The organism is Hymenobacter taeanensis, assembly GCF_013137895.1.
GTDB lineage: Bacteria > Bacteroidota > Bacteroidia > Cytophagales > Hymenobacteraceae > Hymenobacter > Hymenobacter taeanensis.
In genome coordinates this window covers 1,142,602-1,162,711 of sequence record NZ_CP053538.1, presented here as the reverse complement: position 1 = coordinate 1,162,711, position 20,110 = coordinate 1,142,602, and the positions used below count along the sequence as shown (strand labels likewise).

The following is a 20,110-nucleotide window of genomic DNA, read 5'->3' as shown; positions in this document are numbered from 1 at the left end:
GAGCCTCGCCTGTACTGCCGGTGAGGCTCTTTTGTGGTTTAGGCGTGGCCTGGCCGTCGTAAATTATACTTCACGGGTATATTGGTGCTTTGGTAAGGAAATGCGCTTTGCGGTAGGTACTTACCAACTGGCTGCTTACCTTAAAGGTATGCGCTTACTAGCCCAAACACCTGGCCTCTGCATTCAGTACGACGATCAGCACGGGTGGCTCTATGCGCAATGGTATGGCGAAATGACCAAACCAGTGGTAGTAGAAGGGTGCCGCCTGCTGTTGGAATACCAGCGCCTGCACGGCACCTCCAAGCTACTCAGCGACAATGTATTGATTTCGCGCCCCTGGCCCGAGGGTATTACCTGGGGTACCCGGGAGTGGCTGCCCGCCATGGCCGAAGCGGGCTTGCGCTACCTAGCCTGGGTGTACTCACCCCACCTGTTAAGCCGCATGATCTTCGATCAGTCGCAGCTTGATGTGATGTTCCCCATGGCGGCTGCTTTTGACGATGTGGCGCAGGCCGTAGAATGGCTACAAAACCAGCAGCCCGAAGTGGGCATCACCAGCGTACGGTGGTAACGCCGCTGAGCGGCTTGGCTTGTTCTCTTATAGGCCTACTTGAGCAGGTAGCCGCTCTGCACAAGTTGCTGCTGGTTCTCGCTGGTGCATAGGGCGTAGCTAAAGCCCTTCTGAAGGGCAAAAGCTCCATGCTGGCCCTGGTTATTGATGGCAATAAAGCACACCTGAATTTCGCGGGCTTTATCTCCCTTAATGCGGGCAATGCGCTCTACGGCCGCTTTGCAGGCCGCCGTAGGCGAGAGGCCCTGACGCATGAGCTCCACCACGGTATGGGAGCCGGCAATACGAATTACATCTTCGCCCTGGCCCGTGGCTGCGGCTGCCCCCACGGCGTTATCCACGAACAAACCCGAGCCAATGAGGGGAGAGTCGCCGAGGCGGCCCCGCATTTTGAAGCCCATGCCGCTGGTAGTGCAGCTGCCGCTGAGGTTGCCCTGAGCATCTTGGGCCAGCATGGCAATGGTATCGTGGTTGTTGGCGCCCCCCACCGGCCCCACGGGCTTGTGGCTCCCTGAGTTTTCAATGTTAATAACAGGGCGGTACTGGCTGGTCTTGAGCCATTCCTGGTAAGCCTTGGCGGCGTCGGGGCTGAGTTGCTGAGGCTCCAGTGGAAACCCTTGCGCCACGGCAAACTGCTGAGCACCTTCTCCTACCAGCATTACGTGCGGGGTGCGCTCCATAATGCGCCGGGCCACACTGATGGGGTGCTTGATGCGCTCCAGAGCGGCAACGCTGCCGCAGTTAAACTTGTCATCCATAATGCAGGCATCCAGCGTAACAATGCCCTCCCGGTCGGGGTTGCCGCCCAGGCCTACGCAGCAGTTCTGGGAAGCTTCTGTCACCATTACCCCGGCCTCTACCGCATCAAGCGCCTGGCCACCTTTGCGTAGCACTTGCCAGGCGCCCAGGTTGGCCGCCAGGCCAGTGTCCCAGGTTGATATAACCAAGGGCTTGCCCGCGAGGGGGCCCGCTGCTAGGGTAGCCGCCTCAGCAAGCGGGCGAGTGGCTACCACCGCTAAGCCAGCGGCCGAAGAAGACAGAAATTTGCGACGACTAGCCATAAACCAAAGCACTACAACATGGAGCGCCAAAGAAAGCAAGTTGGCGGCAGTTTCCGGTTGCAACAGGTTGTGCCAGGTCGCTGGCTGCAGGTAATACAGCCCCCCAGGCATCGCCCGCAGGCGCAAATAGTTTAAGCACTGGGCCTACTAAAAGGCTTGTAGAACGAATGTCCTGTGAATGGTCAATTGGCTTTGATTTGTTATATTTATCCACTTATGCTAGGCTAAGTGCCATTCATATGCCTGGTAGTACTATCATCTACTGCGATTTTTTATAACCTATGAGCTTACTGGGTATGAAAGGATTTTTACGTGTGATTTTCTGGGGGACCCTGGGTTTTTTGCAACTGGCCGCTCCGGCGCTAAGCGTTGGCCAGCAGGTGCGTAGTGTGGTGGTAACGCACCAGAATCCTTGGTGCAAGGAAGAATATTCAGTACTGACTGCCAATAACACCGTGAAGCAGGGACAGTACCAGAGGTACAGCGGCAAGAACAACCTGCTGCGCACAAGCGGCTACTACAGCAATGGGCAAAAAGACAGCACCTGGACCACCTACTACGCCGATGGCGAAACCATTCGGGAGCGAGGGGCATACGACCAGGATAAGAAAGTGGGCATGTGGGAGTTCTACGCCCCCGAAGGCACCCTGGTACAGAACTACGACTACACCTACCAGCAGGTACTATTCAACAAACCCGTAGCCAGTGATGACTGCGTGTTTAAGCTCTGGAGTGCGGAAGACGACTGCCGCGACACGCTACAGCTGGAACGAAAGCCTGTGTACATAGGGGGGCTGGAAGCCCTGCAGCAGGTAGTGCGCGAAAATCTCAGGTATCCGGCTCAGGCTCTGAAGAGCCACGTACGCGGTACAGCCAAGGTTGCTTTCCTGATTGATGCTACCGGCAACGTATCCAACTATCAGGTAGTAAAGAAGCTGGGGGGTGGCTGCGATGCGGAGGCCCTGCGCTTGGCTAAACTACTGCCGGCCACCTGGGCCCCTGGGTTGCTGGAGGGCCGACCGGTACCCGTGGTGTGTGAGCTGCCGGTGGCATTTACGCCCCCGGCCCCTCCCAAGAAAGCCCCAGTGGCACCCAGAAACGGCCGGCGGAAGCCCGTAGCCCGTTCGGCCGCCCGTTGAGTTGACTTGGCTGCTCCTGAAGTTGGGTGCTGCTACAGGTTACTCAAACCAGTGTACTACAAACGTGGTACCCTGGCCTACGGTGCTGGTAACCTCTAAGTGGCCCCCACCGCTATCCAGGATGCGTTGTACCAGGTACAGGCCTACGCCCGCACCCGCTACCTGCGGGTTCTGGCGTTCAAATAGCTGAAAGGCGGGTGAAGGGCCGTGCCGCAGCTCCATACCCAGGCCATTATCTTGTACTAATAGCTGGGCATTGCCGGTAGCTGAGAGGGAACTGGTAACCCGAATGTGCGCGGGGCGGTCAGGGTGAGCAAACTTCAGGGCGTTGCTGAGCAGGTTGTGCAGTACACTACGCAAGTTGGCGCGCCCGTAAAGTAAGGTAGGAGCCGCCGTGAGGTCGAGCTCAAGCTCTGCCTGAGCCTCTTGCACCTGGGTGCGCAGGCCCAGCAGTACCTCCTCTACCACGCTTTGCAAGTTAAGTTCCTCGGTGGGGGCGGTCAGCTCGCGCTGGTCCTGCACGGTAGCAGCCAGCTCCTGCAGGGTTCTGTCAAGCTGGCGCAGGGCGTCATCAACCATTTCCAGGAGCACTTCCTGCTCGGGGTCTTGGAAGGTGGCGGTGCGCCGGAGCTCATCGAACAAGCCCCGCAGGTTAAACAGCGGCTGTTTCAGGTCGTGAGAAGCCGTGTACACAAAGGTGTCTAGGTCGCGGTTGGTGCGGGCCAGCTCATCGTACTGGGTTTGCAGTACTTGGCGCAGGCGGTGCTGGTCATCCACATCGGTGCAGGCTCCAAACCACCGCGGCCCGCGGGAGTCAGCCAGCTGCCGCGCCCGAATAATGTGCCAGCGGTATTGCCCATCGTGGCGACGCATGCGGTAGAGGCCCTCGTACTCCTCGCCCGAGGCCACGCACTGCACCCAGCGGCGGGCCGCCGCTGCCTGCTCGGTGGGGTCAAGGAGGGCCACCCAGCCCGTGGGCCCCAGCTCCTGCCCCGAGAGGCCGGTGTAGTCGGCGGAATGCTGGTTGTAATAGTCAATAAACCCCTCGGCGGTGGCCGTCCAGATCAGCTGCGGAATGCTGTCGGCCAGAAACCGGAGCTCCGTTTCGCCCCGACGCAGCGCTTCGGCCAGCTCCCGCTGGTCGTGCACTTCCGTTACGGCTCCGTGCCAAAACACGGGCTTATTGGGGGCGTGCAGCTCCGGTAAGGCGCGACTCAGCATCCAGCGGTACTGCCCATCGTGGCGGCGCATGCGGTACTCAAAGCTCCAGCCAATGCCTGCCTCCCGGGCGGCATCAGCCTGGTAAAGCACTCGCAGGCGGTCATCGGGGTGAATGAGCAGGGGCCAGATGGCGTTGAGGTCGGCCTTGGGCGGCTGGCCCGTAAAGTAATACCACTGCGGGCTCACGTATTCATACTGGCCCTGAGCATCAACGCTGAATGTAATCTGAGGGGCCGTTTCGGTGAGCACCCGCAGGCGGGCATCAAGGCGCCGTGTTTCCAGGGAAAGCTCATGGGCCCGCTGCCGGGCCTCTTCCTGCCCGGTTACATCTACCGCAAACAGCAACAGGCCCTGAGGCTCATTGTGGTCGTCGGTGAGCGGCTCCAGCGCCAAGTCAAAATAGCGCTTGGTGGGAGTGCCCTTCTCTGAGCCGGGGAAGGGTACGGCATAGGCCTTGGCCACATAGGGGCGGCCTGAGCTATATACCTGCTGCATAACTTCCAGCAGATCAGCTGCTAACCGGCCTGGGTGTTTAGCCAGCGGCTCACCGGTAGGCGTGGGGCTGCCCAGCAGCTCCTGCATGGCCTCGTTCACCAGCCCATAGCGCAGCTCCGGCCCCAACAGGGTGGCAATGCCTGCTGGCATATGCCGGAGGATACTCTGAAGCTGGTGATCGTGCATGAAGGAGAGCGGTATCGGAAAAAAAGTCCCTACTAAGGTGGTAGGGTATGAACAACCGAAACCTAGGCCAGGTTAAGGGAAGGCGCAACGGAAGCGTCGGACCCGAATACGGCTTGGCGTACCAGGTCTACCAGCAGGGCATCAGCAATGGTGAGGGTTTCGGGCGGGGGCGGTATTTTATCCGGGAGCAGAAAGCCGCCCAAGGCCGAAAAACCCGCGCTTTCCAGGGGGTGAAAGGCCATTGACCAATCAGAAAAGCTACGGGCCTCAATGGGCTTATCCACCAGCTTGGTTACGTGTGAGTGGCGGCCATCCAGGGCAATTCTCTCAAACAAAGGCTCAATAATAGTCGGGTCGCCCTCAAGTAGCTGGGCAATATTACCGTGACTGTAGAATAGCACACCCGTTACGTTGTGCAGGGCATTATCGTGGCGGCATTGGGCCAGCAGAACCTGCAAATCCTGGTCGGAGAGCGGCTTAACGGCCTTGCTCATGTACACTATATGGTTCATCCGGGGGGTACTGAAATACGGCTTGTGGCTCGCTACCATTCGTTGCTTAACTCCGGAGGAGCGAGCCAGGCACATAAGGCAGGGGCTGTGAATTATGCAAGTAGAACGTGGGTAAGGGTTAATTGTTGGGTTCAATTCTGTGGCCAGTCGGCGCGCGGCACCGGCCGAACTACAACCGTGCGCCCAAGCCCGTTACTAGGCCACCAGCTGCCCCCTGAACTGCCAACAGACTGCCCTCTCAGTTCTACGGTTGCACCCAGAGCTTGGCTACCGGGCAAGACTGCCCCGGTAAGTTGCCTGGCACTGCCAGCAGAAAAGCGCTCAAGGCGCACATTGCACGTGATGGCGCGCAACAGGTTGTATAAGAAGTGTTATACCGGGCCATCTGGCTCTCTAGATTCTGGAAGGAGCCACCCCATACATTTTCTTAAAGGCAAAGGAGAAGTGAGACAGATCTTCGAAGCCCACTTCCAGGTAGGCCTGTGAAGGAGCCTTGCCTTGCTCTTTTATTAGGTAGTAAGCCTCCTGAAGCCGGCGCTGTAGCAGCCAGCGGCTGGGCGATAGGTGAAATATTTTCTCAAAGTCGCGCTTAAACGTGGCCAGGCTGCGGCCCGTGAGGTAAGCAAACCGGCGTAGCTGCACATTGAAGTGGAAATGACGACTCATAAAGGCTTCTAAGTCCAGCTTGCCGGGCTCTGAAAAGTCAAACAGCACATCTTGGAGCTCTGGGTTGCTCTTGAGCAGCAGCAATACGGCCTCCTGCAGCTTTAGGGTAAGCAAGCTCTCGTTGCCGGGCTCTGCTAGGTGCTCATAGGGCTGCAACGAAGCCAGGTAGCTCTGGTAAAGCGGAGTCATGGGGAGCTCCAACACGGCACTGTTGCTGTTATGGGGCTTTTGGGCGTGGTAGCCATGCTCCAGGCTTAAACGGCGCAGGGTTTCCTGGTCTAGCGTTACCGACAACGACTTGAACTCCCCGTTTTCCGGCGGCTGCTTATTGAACTTCACCAAGTGGTTACGCTTCACCAACCGTAGGTCGCCCGCCCGAAAAACCTGCTCCCGGAAGCCATCATAGGTGGTGAGCGTGCCGGAGAGCTGGAAGCTTAGCGCATGCTCTGCCACGAACTGCTCTCCGGCCCGGCTTTGGCTGTAGTAGCAGGAGTAGAGAATGGCGGGCCGCACGGGCGCTTCTGAGGTGGCAGACATAAATCCAGGGCAAGGTATGTGAAGTGTAACAAGCAGTATGCCCAACGGTTAGGCCGGGCTATACGCTAGTAGCTATTGGTGCAAGTGCCTCGTGCCACGCCAAAGCGTACCACGAGGCACTTGCACTGGTGGGCCACGCACTAGAGTTGGCCCGTGGTGGGGAGTAGGTGGCCTACCTGGCCTAGGCGTTGCCGGGTGGGGTGTTGTTGAGGTACAGCCTGCCCATGGGCGTGTCCAGGAAGTTTTCGGCCTCAGCATGGTCGGTGGAGAGGCTAACGGGCAGCCAGTGCTCAAACTCGGCTTTGCGCTCAGAGTCGGCTTTGCTGAGCATGGCTGCGGCCTCACTGCCTAGCACCAGGTGCACGGGCGGCGCAGGGTGGCCTACCAGGTCAAGCAGTACCTGCGCAGCCTTGGCAGGGTCACCCACGGCCACAAAATCACCGCTGGCAAAGTAGTCGGCGCGCTGGTTCACGGCGGTATAGTCTGCAATGGTGGGGGCGAAGGTCATGGAGGTGCCAGCCCAGTCGGTGCGGAAGCCGCCGGGCTCCACTGAAGTCACTTTGATACCCAGCGGAGCTACCTCCTTGGCTAGTGCCTCCGTGAAGCCTCCCAACCCAAACTTAGCGGCCTGATACACAGAAACCCCCGCGTTACCAACCCGGCCGCCAATAGAGCTGATCTGAAGGATGTGGCCACTGCGCTGTTTGCGCAGGTACGGCAGCACGGCGCGCGTAACGGCAATGGGCGCGTACAGGTTGGTTTCGAGCTGGCTGCGTACCTGCTCCTCGGTGTAAGCCTCAGCGGCCCCCGTTATGCCGAAGCCGGCGTTGTTTACCACCACATCAAGGCGGCCGAAGTGGCCTACGGCGGCAACTACAGCCTCGGTAATCTGCGTGGCATTGGTTACGTCCAGGGCCAGAGGCAGAATCTGGGGGCCATACTGAGCTACCAAGTCGGCGAGTTGCTTGGGTTGGCGGGCGGTGGCGGCTACGCGGCCACCGTTAGCCAGTACTGCTTTGGTTAAGCTGCGGCCCAGGCCCCGCGAGCTACCCGTAATAAACCATACGTTGTTCATGTCAGTGAGCTTTAAGTTCCTGACAAAGGTCTGGCCGAAAAGAAGCCTCCGCTTTGCTGAGAAGCTCAAAGTAGCTTTGTTGAAAGGCTCAGGTGCGGCCTGGCTACTGCTGCTGAGCCTAGGCCACTAGGGTGGAGCTTTACGCCTGGTAATGCGTGGAGCGGAGAGTGACAGCTGCCCCACCCCCGCGGCAGGCGGGGCGTTCGGGTAAAGCGCAGGAGGGCGGCAGGCTACTTGCGGCAGTAGTACCAGCCCCGGGCCAGTGAGCCCGAAATCTGCGGATTGCGCATACGCGACAAATGCTGGAGAATAGTAAACTCTGCCAGAAGCAACACAGAATACGGGAAATATGCAAGCTGTTCATGAAATAGTAATTTTACCGGCCTAGTTTCTCCAACTATGGCACATACGCTGCGCTGCAATAGCTTTTGGCGCAGTATTTCCCTTCGGGTGGATAATACGCCTGCTACAAGGCCACTAACAGCAGTAGCGCAATGCAGGCTAACCATGTACAACTCAGAAAAACGGAGCAAGCAGACCTGGAATTATTCTTCCACTTTCAGCTCGATGAGGAGGCTGCCTACCTGGCCGCCTTCACTCCGAAAGAACGCACCAACAAGGAGGCCTACCTGGAAAGGCTTACCCGGTACCTGACCGACCCAACAATCCATAGGTAGACAATTATAGTCGGGAACACTGTTGTGGGAAACATTGCCAAATTTGAGATAGAAGGCGACGCGGAAATCACGTATTGGCTGAACAGATGCTTCTAGAGAAAGGGAATAGCTACCAACGCCCTGCAAATCTTCCTGACTCTGGAAAGCACCAGGCCTTTATGCGGACGAGTGGTTCACGACAACGCAGGTTCGCAGAAAGTACTGGAGCGGTGCGGATTTGTGAAAATTGGCACCGACAAAGGCTTTATCAATGACCTCCAGGCAGAAATTGAAAAGTATAAATAAGCTGGCCTAGCGGAGCCAGTAACACAAAAAACCAGGTATGAGTCCGTTTAGCAAGTCAGTAGACCGTCATGCTGAGCGGGGCCGCAGCCTCTCTATCGTTGGCTACTCAGCTGGCCTAGATCTCTGCAAACGAAGTGGCAGAGAGGCCTCAGCAAGTGGGCACCAGAGCAAGCATGACCGGTTGTTTGTATCCCAGGAGTTTATTCGTGTTTCTGTAACCATGCCTCTAGGCCACTTAGCTGCTCTACTCACACCCGAATCAGCCGCCACGAGCAGCACCAGTGCCCTACCTTCACCCAAAACTGCCCCACATGATTACGCTAGCTCCCCTGCAACCGGAACACGTAGGCCACTTCTACCGCTGGATTCAGGACCCCGAAGTCATCGAGTATTCCCTGTCGGCGTTCCAGACCATGACCACCGAGGCTTAGATCGACGCCTGGTTTGCCGCTACCCTGCAGGATGCCAGCAGCCTCAACCGGGGCATCTTCACCGCCGAACCCCAGGAGCTGATTGGCTACGCTGGCATCTCCGGCATTTCCCGGCTCAACCACTCGGGCGAGTATTTCATTTTCATCGGGGAGAAAGCCCATTGGGGCCGGGGCGTGGGCACCGAAGTCACGAAGCAAGTGCTGACCCTGGGCTTCACCGAACTCCACCTCAACCGCATTATGCTCACCGTCTCGGAGCCCAACGTAGGCGGGGTAAAAGCTTACGCCAAAGCCGGCTTTAAGCTAGAAGGTTGACTGCGCCAGGCCAGCTTGCGTCACGGCTAGTACCATAATAAGCTCATCATCATGTCAGTGCTGAAAGACGAGTGGTAGCCGCCCGCTGTTAGGCTAATATTCTCCGTCTGATGTGAGACCGGCCGCTCGTGTTGCGCCTAGTAGATCCCAAACGTGGAAACCCCTGCCTTACTACGTTGCAGCTGATTAGGTAGAAACTTATCGCCAGGGTTGGGAGGCACGAGATAATATGCTCCTAAGCGCTGTCTATAGAGACCACCGCCGGGGGATTGTAGTAGCAGCGCGCCTGGCTGGAGTAGGGTTGATGCGAGTGCGGGAGGATGGATCTTGTTTGGTAAAACTGGTCAGAGCAGTAAAAGTAACGGGTCGGGAGGGTGAGAATATCAACGCCCCCAACCATTAGGTTGGGGGCGTTGATATCTAAGTGCTCGGAACAGTATCAGCTTATCTTCGCTAAGTTGTATTTTGTATTTCTCATTGCGAATGCTGGCATAGTACCTTCAAGAACTTCCACTATTTTTTCATTTATTAACGGATTTTCAATTGCTCCGCTTGTAATTATGACCTTGTAATTATCTGCTTTATTGATTGAGGTGCTTATAATTTGCTCTGCATCACATACTACAGCAATATTTGGATTATGTGTTACTATGATTATTTGTCTTCTAGACTTGGCGCGTTTGATAAATGGTACTAATATTTTATATACACTTTGGTTATCAAGATTTTCCTCCGGCTGATCAATGAGCAACGGACTGTCATCCATGTCTAAAGTTAAATAAAATATTAATAGAAGTGCTCCTTTTTCACCAGGGGATAATTGAGATATATTTTTATTGCCTAAAAGCAGGGCGTATGTAGGTTCAAGATAATCAAGTTCAAATAAATAGTTATAAAAGTCTAAAACTCTATCCTTGCGTATTTGTGTGTGTATATCTTTAGGTTCATTATTCATGCCATCTCTTAAATCTATTTCAAGACAATTTATGACATTTTTAAGAAATGTTTGATACTCATAAGGGTTACTAAAATCAGTTTGTTGGATCAAGCCTTTTAATCTCTCCTCCCCCGGTTCTTTCCCGCAGAAACTCCCTTTAAAACCGTGTGTTACGTATTCAAAAAATCTAGAGCTTATAGATCTCTCTTTTAATGAAACATCTAGTGATATGGGGTAGTCTGATAGTATGTCTTTGTAAGTTTCAATAAAGGAACTTACTGCTTTATATAATTCTGAATATACACGTGTTAGAGAAATCTTTTTCTTAAAAATTTCAGAAGTTGCTCGTAGTCTATCTTCTCTTTTGTCTTCTATATCTTTCTTTAACTGGTTATTCAAATAGTTAAGAATTTCTTCATAGTATATGATACTTTCTTCTTCATCTTTTGATCCTTGAATTGTTGCTAGTTTTTTATTCCATGCCAAATCATCAGACAAATATTTTTGATATAATTTAGATGGTTCATCGAGGCTTTTTTCTAATTCAATTTTATTTTTATTTAGATTTTGTATTTGTATTTCAATACTTGTATCTACTTGTGGATTAAGGTATGTATCTAATGCTTCATTTGCAAGTGTCAATGTATTTATCGTGTATTCAACATATTCGGTATCTACTTTAATAGAAATTACTTCATGGAATTCAATATCTGTAGAATCTAAAAGCTTTGAATAAGCATTCTTGTGATCTAGATATAGTCCTTGAAATGCTTTGACTTCTTGAAGTATCTTATAGAGATTCTCTAGGATAATATTATTTTTAGATTTCTCCTCAAGTTTGTTGTTTCTTTTTTCCTCAAGTAGAGCGATGTCTTTTGAGATGGTGGCTATCTGAAGTGCTTTGGCTTCAGCTACTACATCATCTTTGGTAAGTGTCGGATCTACTACAACTTCAGGTTTTTGCTTCTCGTGAGCAATTAATTCTTGATTTTTAAGATCGAGTAAGCCCTGTATGTGAAGTCTATATTCTGATGTATTTTTTTGTTCAAGAGTAATTATTTCCTTATTTAATTGTTTGACTCTTAACTTATGTCTTTCAATGTCTTGGTTGATTACCTCGCTCTTATTAGATAGCAACTCATCAATACTTTCACTGTTCAATCTCTCATCCTTGGGTATATGAGAAAAAATAACCTTTTTGAGCTCTGCTAAAAAATCGTCTTCATTTTCGTTACATAGTTTTTCCAAGAACTGTTGTGGAATATATTTAACTCTTTCAGATGAGTGAGCGTCAGGAGCTGTGCCTAGATTTCTAGTTTGGTTCTCTGAGCTGTGCCAATTAATTTTTGCCTCAAAATTGTTTGCTTTCTCATTTTTCTTAAAACGACCTGTTTTTAAGAAAGAATACTTGTCTATATTTTTTACATTGCCAAGTAAGGCAAATATATCTAATAATGCACTTTTGCCATTTCCTTTGTTTCCAATAATTGTGACTAGTTCAGGATTAAGGTCAATAGAGATATTATCAAACCATTTTTCCTTGAGTTTAGATGCGCTGGCTTTGTTAATTTCAACTGATTTTATATATTTTGTAGGATTTGATTTTACTCTATTAACTACTTCAGGACGTTCGCCTACAAATACCCTGTCAGGTTCATTTATTATCTGCTTTAGACCATTGAAGGTTGTATCTGCTTTTATCCATAAATTTTCTTTTACAAAATAATTATCAATGTCGTGATTATCAGAACACAATATTAACGGTAATCTTCTATTGATTTTAGGGAATACGTTGTTTTCATACTCGGATATGTCTGTCAGTTTGCCAACCTCGTAAATATCAATCTCCTTAAGTAATCTTCTTTTTGTGGCTTGCTTGTGAGGTAATGCGTTAGTTATATTCTCGATCGTATTTGTTTTTTTACCCGCATGTACAGTTACAATTCCGCCAAGTTCGCGGATGAGTTTACATGCAGAGGCCATTTCGCAATCGATACTCTCGTCGCCGCCAGCCATAGCTATGTCGGTATCTGTAAGACTCAATCTTCCTTTTAATGTGTCCCAGATGTACTCTACATTAGCCTCTTCTGAAAATATGCCGATGAAATGTATTGATTCTGATCCACCTTTGTCGGCTCTAAGCTCAATGCCAGGAAAGACTGTGATATTCTTTTCTTTACCTAGTTCTTGTAAAGCTTTAATTCTTTCAACATCCATCTGATGATGGTCTGTAATTGCTACTGCAGAAATTTCTTTACTTGAAAGAACTTCAATTATCCTTTCATTAGATGTTCCTTTTTTTCGGTAATCAAAAGATTTAGGGGTGTGGAAATGTAGGTCCCACTTGCTCCAGAGGGAGCCTTGATTGCTTTTCATTTTTAGACTATAAGTGATAATAGAATAACAATGTATGGAAGGATCAGGCCGCCTGCCAAAAAAACTTTGAACTATTAACATTTGAAACCTACCGCACAGGGTTGCATTTGCGCAACCCTGTGCGGTAGGTTTCAAATGTTAATAACAATCTTTCTTATATCTACACCCCAACCTTCTCCTCACTTCCCAACTCGCTCAGAATACGTTGGGCGGCTTGCACGTTTTTCACGTCCTCGATGCTGATGATAAGCTGCTCCTTGCGCTCCTTCATGGAGGCCGAGCGGGGGTGGGTTTGCACGTAGCTGAGGATATTGCCGAAGGTGGGGCCCTGGAAGTACCGCTCGTTGTTGGTGGCCGGGATGAAGCCTTTCAGCAGGTTCTTCTTCAGCGTGAGCTTCTCGAAGCCGGCGTGGCAGGCCTGCCAGCGCAGGCGCACAATGTCGGCTAGTTGCTCCACCTCGGCGGGCAGCGGCCCGAAGCGGTCCACCATGCCGTTGAGCACCTTGCGCAGCTCCTCGGCGTTCTTGGCCCTATCCAGCTTGCTATACAGCTGCAACCGCTCCGATACGTTGGCCACGTAGCGGTCCGGTATCAGCACCTGCAAGTCAGTCTCAATGTTGCACTCCTTGGGGCCCGCGGCGCCGGCCACTTCCTGCAGGCGCTGGGTGGTGTCGCCGAGGAACAGGTCGCGGAACTCGGTTTCCTTCAGCTCTGTCACGGCCTCGTCCAGAATCTGGTGGTAGGTCTCGAAGCCCAGGTCATTGATAAAGCCCGACTGCTCGCCGCCCAGCAGGTTGCCCGCCCCCCGAATGTCGAGGTCGCGCATGGCCACGTTGAAGCCCGCGCCCAGGTCCGAGAATTCCTCCAGGGTGCTCAGGCGCTTGCGGGCATCACTGGGCAGGCCCGCCACCGGGGGCGTGAGCAGGTAGCAGTAGGCCTTCTTATTGGAGCGGCCCACGCGCCCGCGCATCTGGTGCAAGTCACTGAGGCCGTGCATGTGGGCCCGGTTAATGATGATGGTGTTAGCATTCGGGATGTCTAGGCCACTCTCAATGAGGGTGGTGGCCACCAGCACGTCGTAGTCGCCGTCCACAAACTTCATCATGCGCTTTTCCAGCAGGTCGCCGTCCATCTGGCCGTGCACGTAGGTTACGCGGGCATCGGGTACCAGGCGCAGAATCATGTTGGCCTGCTCCTCAATGTCCTTCACCCGGTTGTGCACATAAAATACCTGTCCGCCCCGCTTCAGCTCGCGGGCAATGGTGTCGCGCACCAACAGCTCATCAAACACGTGCAGCTCGGTTTGCACCGGCTGGCGGTTGGGTGGGGGCGTGGCAATTACGCTCAGGTCGCGGGCCCCCATCAGCGAGAAGTGCAGGGTGCGCGGAATAGGCGTAGCCGAGAGGGTGAGCGTATCTACGTTCACCTTTATCTCCTTGAGCTTGTCCTTGGTTTTCACCCCGAACTTCTGCTCCTCGTCAATCACCAACAGGCCTAGGTCCTTGAACTTTACGTCCTTGTTAGTAAGGCGGTGCGTGCCAATGAGGATGTCGGTTTTGCCCTCCGCTACGCGGCCCAATGTTTCCTTGATCTGCTTGGTGCTCTTGAAGCGGTTCACGTACTCTACCGTCACGGGCAGGTTGCTGAGCCGCTCCCGGAACGTTTTGTAGTGCTGCATGGCCAGAATGGTAGTAGGCACCAGAATGGCCACCTGCTTGCCATCGGCCACGGCCTTAAACGCCGCCCGAATGGCTACCTCGGTCTTACCGAAGCCCACGTCGCCGCACACGAGGCGGTCCATGGGGTGGGGCACCTCCATGTCGCGCTTCACGTCCTCGGTGGCCTTGGCCTGGTCGGGCGTGTCCTCGTAAATGAACGACGATTCCAGCTCAGCCTGCATAAACGAGTCCATGGCAAAGGCGTGGCCGGGCGCGGTTTTGCGCTTGGCGTACAGCCGAATCAGCTCGGCCGCAATGTCCTTCACCTTCTTCTTCACTGACTTCTTCTTGTTTTCCCACTCCGGTGAGCCCAGCTTGCTCATGGTGGGCGGGTTGCCCTCGGCCCCCGAGTACTTGGCAATCTTATGCAGGGCATGGATGCTCACCGTTAGCACATCGTCGTCGCGGTACACCAGCCGGATGGCCTCCTGTAGCCGGTCGTTGATTTCTACCTGGGTGAGGCCCGCAAAGCGCGCAATACCGTAGTCCTGGTGCACCACGTAGTCGCCGGGCACCAGGGTGCGCAGCTCCTTCAGGGTCAGGGCCTTTTTCTTGGAGAACTTCCGGGTCTCCTGGGCACGGTAGAAGCGCTCAAACAGCTGGTGGTCGGTGTATACCACCAGTTTCAGAGTTTCGTCAATAAAACCTTCGCGCAGGCCTAGCAGCAGGTGCTGAAACTGCACGTTATTGTCCAGCTCATCGAAGATGGTGCGCAGGCGGTCGGCCTGGCGCACCTGCTCGGCGGCAATAATATTGGTGTAGCCCTTCTGCTGGTTGTCGTGCAGGTTCTTCACCAGGCGGTTGAAGTCCTTGTTGAAGCTCGGCTGGGGCTTGCTGTTGAACTGGAAGTCCTCGCCGGTCTTGAAATAAAACCGCTTGCCAAACTCCACAATCGGGAAGCCCTCCAGCAGCTTCTTGAAGCTCTTGCTGGTCTCAAACAGGTCTTCGGGCTTGCTCACAATCTGCACGCCGCCGGCGCTTTCCAGCATCTCCTTAAAGCCCGCCTCGGCCCGGTCAAACGATTCCTCCACCACGTCCAGGGTCTGGCGCATGTCCTTGGTCCAGATGGCGGTGTTCTTCGGAATGAAGTCGAGAAACGCCTCGCGCGTTTCCTGGAGCAGCTTGGTCTGCACGTTCGGGATGATGCTCACCTGCTGGCGCTTCTCCACCGAGAGCTGGCTCTCGGGGTCAAAGGTCCGGACGGTTTCCACCTCATCCCCGAACAGCTCAATGCGGTAGGGCAGCTCGTTGGCATATGAGAAGATGTCCACAATGCCGCCGCGCACTGCAAACTGCCCCGCCTCATACACAAAGTCGGTCCGCTCGAAGTCGTACTCCGCCAGCATGTCACTGATGAAGTTTACATCGAGCTTGTCGCCCACCTTCACCAGGAAGGTGTTGGCTACCAGGCTTTTCTTGTTGATTACCTTCTCAAACAGCGCTTCCGGGTACGTCACGATGAGCGCACCGGCGGTTTCCTTGGCCGTGGCCTTCACGCGCTTCTTACCCTTGGGCTGGCCTTCCGCTTCCGCTGTAGCGTCCTCCGCGTCGTCGGCCGCTTGCTCGGCGCTGGTTTTGGGGCCGCGGTGAGAGTTCAGCTTGTTGAGCACCTCCGCCCGCATCAGCACGTTAGCGTTTTCCGTCTCATCGAAGGCGTAGGGGCGCTTGTAGGAGCTAGGGAACAGCAGCGGCTCCTCGTCCGGCACCAGGTGCTGCAAATCGGCCAGGAAGTAGGCTGCCTCATCCCGGTCGTGCAGAACAAACAGGTGATGCTGATCCGGGAACTCCTGGTGCAGGGCCGCGGCCAGCACGGCATCCTGGCTTCCCACCAAGCCCTTCAGGTGCAGACGCACCGGAGCGTCCGCTTTTTCAGTGGGCTTCAGAGAGTGGCGCGTGGCGGGGTTCAGGCGGGCACCCACCGTCATACCCGTAGGGTCGAGGGTGTAGAGTTTAAGTAAATCGGAGACCTTCAAAACAAGTATCGGCTAGGAGAGGAGGCAAAGGTAGAAGCCCGGCCGAAGTCAACTCCGGTCGGGCAATGAGCGCATACACCTGAAAACTACCGCCCAAAACGGCTTGCTTTCTTAGAGGGGAGGGGGCAAAGCCCGCGGCTGGTTCCCAAAGCAGATACGCGCTAGTGAATACCACCGCCAGCCCGCGAAAGTTTCCGCCATTTTTTAGAGTTGCTGCCGTATCTTCCCACTTCACAGCAGCAAAGCAGCCTCGGTGGGTATAAAGCTATGAGTGATAAGCAGATGGAGCAGGGGGCAGAGGAGTGGGAGGCAATGTTAACTCATTTACGGCAAGTGCGCCAGCAGGTGCAAGAGCAAGGCCCTTTACCAGAGCAGGAAAAAGCGGAAGCCGCCGATGCCTTCCGCCGCGGCCTGGCCATGCTGGAAAGCCAGGTGCAACACATCAAAGATGACCAGAATGGCCTAAAAGGCAGCTCAGGGGGCTGGTAAAGGTGCCGTATTGTATAAGGGAGAGAAGGCTCCCCTTCCCAGCCAATATCACGCATCAAGCAGCATAAGTTGAGATTGGCTAAACTGGCCTAGAGCAGCCATACAAGAACTCCCCACACTCGCCCGTCAGCGCGTGGGCCCGGTCGAGACAGCTCACATGCTGACGTTACCAAAGTAGCTCCCTTACAAGCACGTCATCCCGACGCAGGGAAAGATCTACCCACGTCAGCACGAGGCGCCAGGCCAGTCGCTCAGGCGCGAGAAGGCCCTTCCTGCGTCAGGATAACGTGCTTTTGTATAGAAATCAGCTTGTTAAGCTTTATAATAAGTAAGAAACCGAGCTACTCATACACCTCTACTTAACTGGCCTGGCAGGCACGGGCACCGGAATAGCAGAAGGCTGGCTGGACCGACGAAACTTGCGGTTAAAGGAGGCCGTGTCTTTGATAGTAGAGGTCCCACTAGAAGTGGGCTTACTTATACGCGCACCAGCGGGCTTACTCGCCTGTGGTGCCGGTTGCGTTTTGCCCCGCGGCGTGGTTTGGGCTTGTGCCGATAAGCAAAGGCCTGATAGCACCACAGCAATAGTAACAAGACAATGCTTTTTCATGATAATAGGCTGATAGTGAGAAGCTAGAGTGTCCATAGCATACAAACGCTTCTATCCGGCAGCAGTTGCATCACCTTTCGCGTGCGCCCGACACAAACGGCCCAAGTAGCGGCAGCGCACTAAGCGGCTACAAGAGGCCTGGCGAGTAGTCTAGGCCACTTGTAGTAATCTGTTGGCTGAATCTGTTTATTAGACAAATTATATATGCTTGCGCCAGCAGTGGCCTAGATGGCAGGTTCAGCGCTATTTAAGTAGCTACTTCAAGCAAATGGTGAAATTAGTAAGGCAAGCAGAACAGTTCGCGTTCTATCTTCGCTGCCTCCTTTTAGTAGTAGCTTTTTATTTGTGCGTGGTTCTTCTCACCTGGCCATTGGTCTGATTACCGGCGTGGCCGTAGCGTACCTGGTGCCCGGCATACCGGTGTCGCCGGCGGGCATTGCCCTGGCAGGCTTTTCTTCTCTGGCTCCCGACCTCGACCACCCCGGCTCCCGGCTTAGCAAGCGCTTGGGCTTCACCCAGCAGTATGTGCGCTGGGCCTTTGTGGTGGTAGCGGCCGGCCTGGCCCTGTACACCCATTTTCAGCTGCCGCCTGGCCCCGACCGCCGGATGGGCTTCACGGCGGCTCTGGCGTTTGGCCTCATCGGGGCCGCCATGCAAGGAGATTCTACCCGCAAGCTGGCCCTGCTCTTCACGGGCCTGAGCACTCTGGTAGCCGGGCTCTACACCGAGTTTGTATGGCTGAGTATGCTCGGTTTGTTTGTGTCGGTGGCGCCCTTTACCTCCCACCGCTCCTGGACGCACACCATCTGGGCCACTGCCCTCTGGACCTACATCGGCCACCTCGCCGACCGCAGCCTGGGGTGGCACGGCGTAGCCCTATTTGCGGGCAGCGGCTACGTATCGCACCTGCTGGCCGATACGCTCACCAAAGCCGGCGTGAAATGGTTTATGCCTCTCACTGACTTCACCCTCAAGCTCCCCCTCATCCGGACGGGTTCCAAAAGCGGGAATTTCCTGGAAGTAGCTATTTGCCTAGGGTACGGCGCTGCCGTACTGGCCCTGATCATTGGAACGCTCTCACTCTAACTGCTCTATGAGCCCCGAAGGCCTGAAAAATCACCCATAAGTAATAGCTGAAATTTCTTTAGTCCAGAAAAAAACTGGTTTTGTATAGGAATATGTCATATTTAGCGGGTATTGTATGCCGGGTGTAAAGTTGTTGGTATCTTTGCTTAAATAGGTACGCGTATTGCCTGCTACTTAGGGCCTATTCGGAGTCACAGTTGCATCAGGGACCGTAACAACGCCATACGCTGGTACACTCTCTTTTTCACCTCAGTCACTTGCTGGATAAAACAAAGACGAATTGTATTTCGTTAATAGGTCAGAAGGTATATGTTGTTTAATATTGTATCTTGTTAATAGTAGCAAGATATTGTTCTTGTTCTGGTAATTATACTGTTATAAAATTATGCCGCTTATTATACTTCGTGCTCTTCATAGTTATTTCATTCTAAGTCGCTCTGTTTTTCGATGGCGACTTTAGCTGCTGACAGCTCCCCTATGCGCCAACCTAGGTTGCTACTTTGATCATGGCTGGCTCATCAATAGGTAAAACCTCTACATGTATCTTTGACCGGGTCATTGCCCGGTGCAGGACCCGCCGAACCTCCTCCTGCTCTCTGTTACCCCCACACCTTTTTGCGCACAAACCGTTTCTCGTATGAACCAGATGAATAGCCCCCTGATAAGGATCGGCGTCTTCTATGACGGCAATTATTTCCTTAAGATCAGTGATTACTACTACTTCCAGCACGATCGTAAAGCCCGTATTAGCCTGGAGGGCCTGCACGAGTTTATCCGGCACCAAGTAGCTGAAGAAGAAGACGTAGATGTGCGCCTGGCGCAAATCACCGATTCTCACTTCTTCCGCGGCCGCCTATCTGCTACCGAAGCCCGTGACAAAGACCGCCTGTTTCATGACCGGCTGCTCGACGATATTCTGATGAACTTGGGCGTAACCACCCACTACATGCCCCTGAAAACGCGCGATGGCCGTTTGCAGGAAAAAGGCATTGATGTGTGGCTGGCCCTGGAAGCCCTGGAGTTGGCTATGCACAAGAGCTTTGATGTAATTGTGCTCATCGCCGGCGACTCTGACTACGTGCCCCTGATTAAGAAGCTCAACACCGTGGGTACCCGCGTGATGCTGCTGAACTGGGACTTTAAGTACGTTGACTTCAAAGGTGAAAACCGGGTTACCCGCGCCTCCCAGCAGCTGCTGGAGCACGTAACGTATCCCACCCAGATGCACGACATCATCGACCAGGGCCTGAGCTCCGGCGACGAGCTGATCGAGAGCCTGTTTGTAAATACGCCCGAGCCCGTAGCTTTCCCCGCCGTGAAGCCCGTGCGCCCCACCGGCCCCACGGCCGCTGGCCCGGTAGGTACGGTAGGCATCAGCACCATCAAAAACCTGAAAAACGGTTTCGGATTTGTGGTAATGCCCCCAAACAACTTGTTCTTCAGCTATGCCGATATGGCCGAAGGCGACTTCAACGATCTGCATGAGGGCGACTGGGTGGAATTCACCGTAGGCCGCAACCACCGCGACGAAGATTGCGCCCGCCAGGTACGCAAAGTGCCCGCTCCGGAAATGGAAGAAGGCGACGAGTACGGCGACGAAGCCGAACACGAGTCAATTGACTCCCCCGACCGTTTATAATCTGCTCTAATACCCCAGGTTCGGCATCCTGTAGAACGCCGGGCACCCGCTTGCAACACGGGTAGCCCGGCGTTTTTGTGTTTACAGCAAAATGGAGATGAAGTAAGGAAG

Annotated in this window: 15 protein-coding genes; 8 read left to right on the top strand and 7 right to left on the bottom strand. The window is 53.8% G+C overall.

Annotated features, from left to right (window positions below; all coding sequences use genetic code 11):
• Positions 1-148 precede the first annotated feature (148 nt).
• Entirely contained in the window at positions 149-571 is a 423-nt protein-coding gene (locus HMJ29_RS04945) for a hypothetical protein (RefSeq protein WP_171590426.1), read from the top strand.
• 35 nt (positions 572-606) lie between these two features.
• Here HMJ29_RS04945 and HMJ29_RS04940 read toward each other — a convergent pair whose 3' ends face one another.
• Entirely contained in the window at positions 607-1,632 is a 1,026-nt protein-coding gene (locus HMJ29_RS04940; RefSeq protein ID WP_171590425.1) for a glycosylasparaginase, read from the bottom strand.
• 296 nt (positions 1,633-1,928) lie between these two features.
• Between HMJ29_RS04940 and HMJ29_RS04935 the strand changes: the two genes are divergently transcribed.
• Entirely contained in the window at positions 1,929-2,771 is an 843-nt protein-coding gene (locus tag HMJ29_RS04935; RefSeq protein ID WP_171590424.1) for an energy transducer TonB, read from the top strand.
• A gap of 39 nt (positions 2,772-2,810) precedes the next feature.
• Here HMJ29_RS04935 and HMJ29_RS04930 read toward each other — a convergent pair whose 3' ends face one another.
• The 4 genes from HMJ29_RS04930 to HMJ29_RS04915 all read right to left on the bottom strand — a co-directional run bounded on the left by HMJ29_RS04930 (position 2,811) and on the right by HMJ29_RS04915 (position 7,463).
• Complete coding sequence (locus tag HMJ29_RS04930; RefSeq protein WP_171590423.1) at positions 2,811-4,637, bottom strand: PAS domain-containing sensor histidine kinase; 1,827 nt, start codon at positions 4,635-4,637, stop codon at positions 2,811-2,813.
• Between the two features lie 98 nt (positions 4,638-4,735).
• Positions 4,736-5,185 (bottom strand): BLUF domain-containing protein, encoded by a 450-nt coding sequence (locus HMJ29_RS04925; protein ID WP_262922200.1) that lies wholly within the window; start codon positions 5,183-5,185, stop codon positions 4,736-4,738.
• A gap of 393 nt (positions 5,186-5,578) precedes the next feature.
• Positions 5,579-6,388: a helix-turn-helix domain-containing protein gene (locus HMJ29_RS04920; protein WP_171590421.1), complete on the bottom strand. Its 810-nt coding sequence runs from the start codon at positions 6,386-6,388 to the stop codon at positions 5,579-5,581.
• Between the two features lie 181 nt (positions 6,389-6,569).
• On the bottom strand, positions 6,570-7,463 hold the full coding sequence (locus HMJ29_RS04915; protein ID WP_171590420.1) for an oxidoreductase: 894 nt from the start codon (positions 7,461-7,463) through the stop codon (positions 6,570-6,572).
• Between the two features lie 494 nt (positions 7,464-7,957).
• Between HMJ29_RS04915 and HMJ29_RS20310 the strand changes: the two genes are divergently transcribed.
• The 3 genes from HMJ29_RS20310 to HMJ29_RS04905 all read left to right on the top strand — a co-directional run bounded on the left by HMJ29_RS20310 (position 7,958) and on the right by HMJ29_RS04905 (position 9,171).
• Positions 7,958-8,140: a hypothetical protein gene (locus tag HMJ29_RS20310; RefSeq protein ID WP_216634091.1), complete on the top strand. Its 183-nt coding sequence runs from the start codon at positions 7,958-7,960 to the stop codon at positions 8,138-8,140.
• Between the two features lie 596 nt (positions 8,141-8,736).
• Entirely contained in the window at positions 8,737-8,856 is a 120-nt protein-coding gene (locus HMJ29_RS20305) for a GNAT family N-acetyltransferase (protein WP_216634090.1), read from the top strand.
• Positions 8,857-9,171 carry a GNAT family N-acetyltransferase gene (locus HMJ29_RS04905; RefSeq protein WP_216634113.1) on the top strand — a complete coding sequence of 105 codons (315 nt, stop codon included), beginning with the start codon at positions 8,857-8,859 and terminating at the stop codon, positions 9,169-9,171.
• 439 nt (positions 9,172-9,610) lie between these two features.
• On the opposite strand, the gene HMJ29_RS04900 is transcribed toward HMJ29_RS04905, so the two are convergent.
• Positions 9,611-12,484 carry a TrlF family AAA-like ATPase gene (locus HMJ29_RS04900; protein ID WP_171590419.1) on the bottom strand — a complete coding sequence of 958 codons (2,874 nt, stop codon included), beginning with the start codon at positions 12,482-12,484 and terminating at the stop codon, positions 9,611-9,613.
• Positions 12,485-12,644: 160 nt separating this feature from the next.
• Positions 12,645-16,175, bottom strand: coding sequence for a transcription-repair coupling factor (mfd, locus tag HMJ29_RS04895; RefSeq protein WP_410779996.1), 3,531 nt, complete (start codon positions 16,173-16,175; stop codon positions 12,645-12,647).
• A gap of 267 nt (positions 16,176-16,442) precedes the next feature.
• Here mfd and HMJ29_RS04890 point away from each other — a divergent pair, with 267 nt between their 5' ends.
• The 3 genes from HMJ29_RS04890 to HMJ29_RS04880 all read left to right on the top strand — a co-directional run bounded on the left by HMJ29_RS04890 (position 16,443) and on the right by HMJ29_RS04880 (position 19,999).
• Entirely contained in the window at positions 16,443-16,664 is a 222-nt protein-coding gene (locus tag HMJ29_RS04890; RefSeq protein ID WP_171590418.1) for a hypothetical protein, read from the top strand.
• A 955-nt stretch (positions 16,665-17,619) separates the two neighbouring features.
• Positions 17,620-18,360, top strand: a complete 741-nt coding sequence (locus HMJ29_RS04885) for a metal-dependent hydrolase (protein ID WP_171590417.1) — start codon at positions 17,620-17,622, stop codon at positions 18,358-18,360.
• 637 nt (positions 18,361-18,997) lie between these two features.
• A complete protein-coding gene (locus HMJ29_RS04880; RefSeq protein ID WP_171590416.1) occupies positions 18,998-19,999 on the top strand; it encodes an NYN domain-containing protein in 1,002 nt (333 codons plus the stop codon).
• The last annotated feature ends 111 nt before the right edge of the window (positions 20,000-20,110 follow it).

Excerpts from the sequence above, each read along its gene's own strand:
- HMJ29_RS04920 (WP_171590421.1), bottom strand. The coding sequence starts at position 6,388 with ATGTCTGCCACCTCAGAAGCGCCCGTGCGGCCCGCCATTCTCTACTCC.
- HMJ29_RS04930 (WP_171590423.1), bottom strand. The coding sequence starts at position 4,637 with ATGCCAGCAGGCATTGCCACCCTGTTGGGGCCGGAGCTGCGCTATGGG.
- HMJ29_RS04935 (WP_171590424.1), top strand. The coding sequence starts at position 1,929 with ATGAAAGGATTTTTACGTGTGATTTTCTGGGGGACCCTGGGTTTTTTG.
- HMJ29_RS04890 (WP_171590418.1), top strand. The coding sequence starts at position 16,443 with ATGAGTGATAAGCAGATGGAGCAGGGGGCAGAGGAGTGGGAGGCAATG.
- HMJ29_RS04945 (WP_171590426.1), top strand. The coding sequence starts at position 149 with ATGCGCTTACTAGCCCAAACACCTGGCCTCTGCATTCAGTACGACGAT.
- HMJ29_RS04925 (WP_262922200.1), bottom strand. The coding sequence starts at position 5,185 with ATGAACCATATAGTGTACATGAGCAAGGCCGTTAAGCCGCTCTCCGAC.
- HMJ29_RS20305 (WP_216634090.1), top strand. The coding sequence starts at position 8,737 with ATGATTACGCTAGCTCCCCTGCAACCGGAACACGTAGGCCACTTCTAC.
- HMJ29_RS04880 (WP_171590416.1), top strand. The coding sequence starts at position 18,998 with ATGAACCAGATGAATAGCCCCCTGATAAGGATCGGCGTCTTCTATGAC.
- HMJ29_RS04900 (WP_171590419.1), bottom strand. The coding sequence starts at position 12,484 with ATGAAAAGCAATCAAGGCTCCCTCTGGAGCAAGTGGGACCTACATTTC.
- HMJ29_RS04915 (WP_171590420.1), bottom strand. The coding sequence starts at position 7,463 with ATGAACAACGTATGGTTTATTACGGGTAGCTCGCGGGGCCTGGGCCGC.
- HMJ29_RS04940 (WP_171590425.1), bottom strand. The coding sequence starts at position 1,632 with ATGGCTAGTCGTCGCAAATTTCTGTCTTCTTCGGCCGCTGGCTTAGCG.
- HMJ29_RS20310 (WP_216634091.1), top strand. The coding sequence starts at position 7,958 with ATGCAGGCTAACCATGTACAACTCAGAAAAACGGAGCAAGCAGACCTG.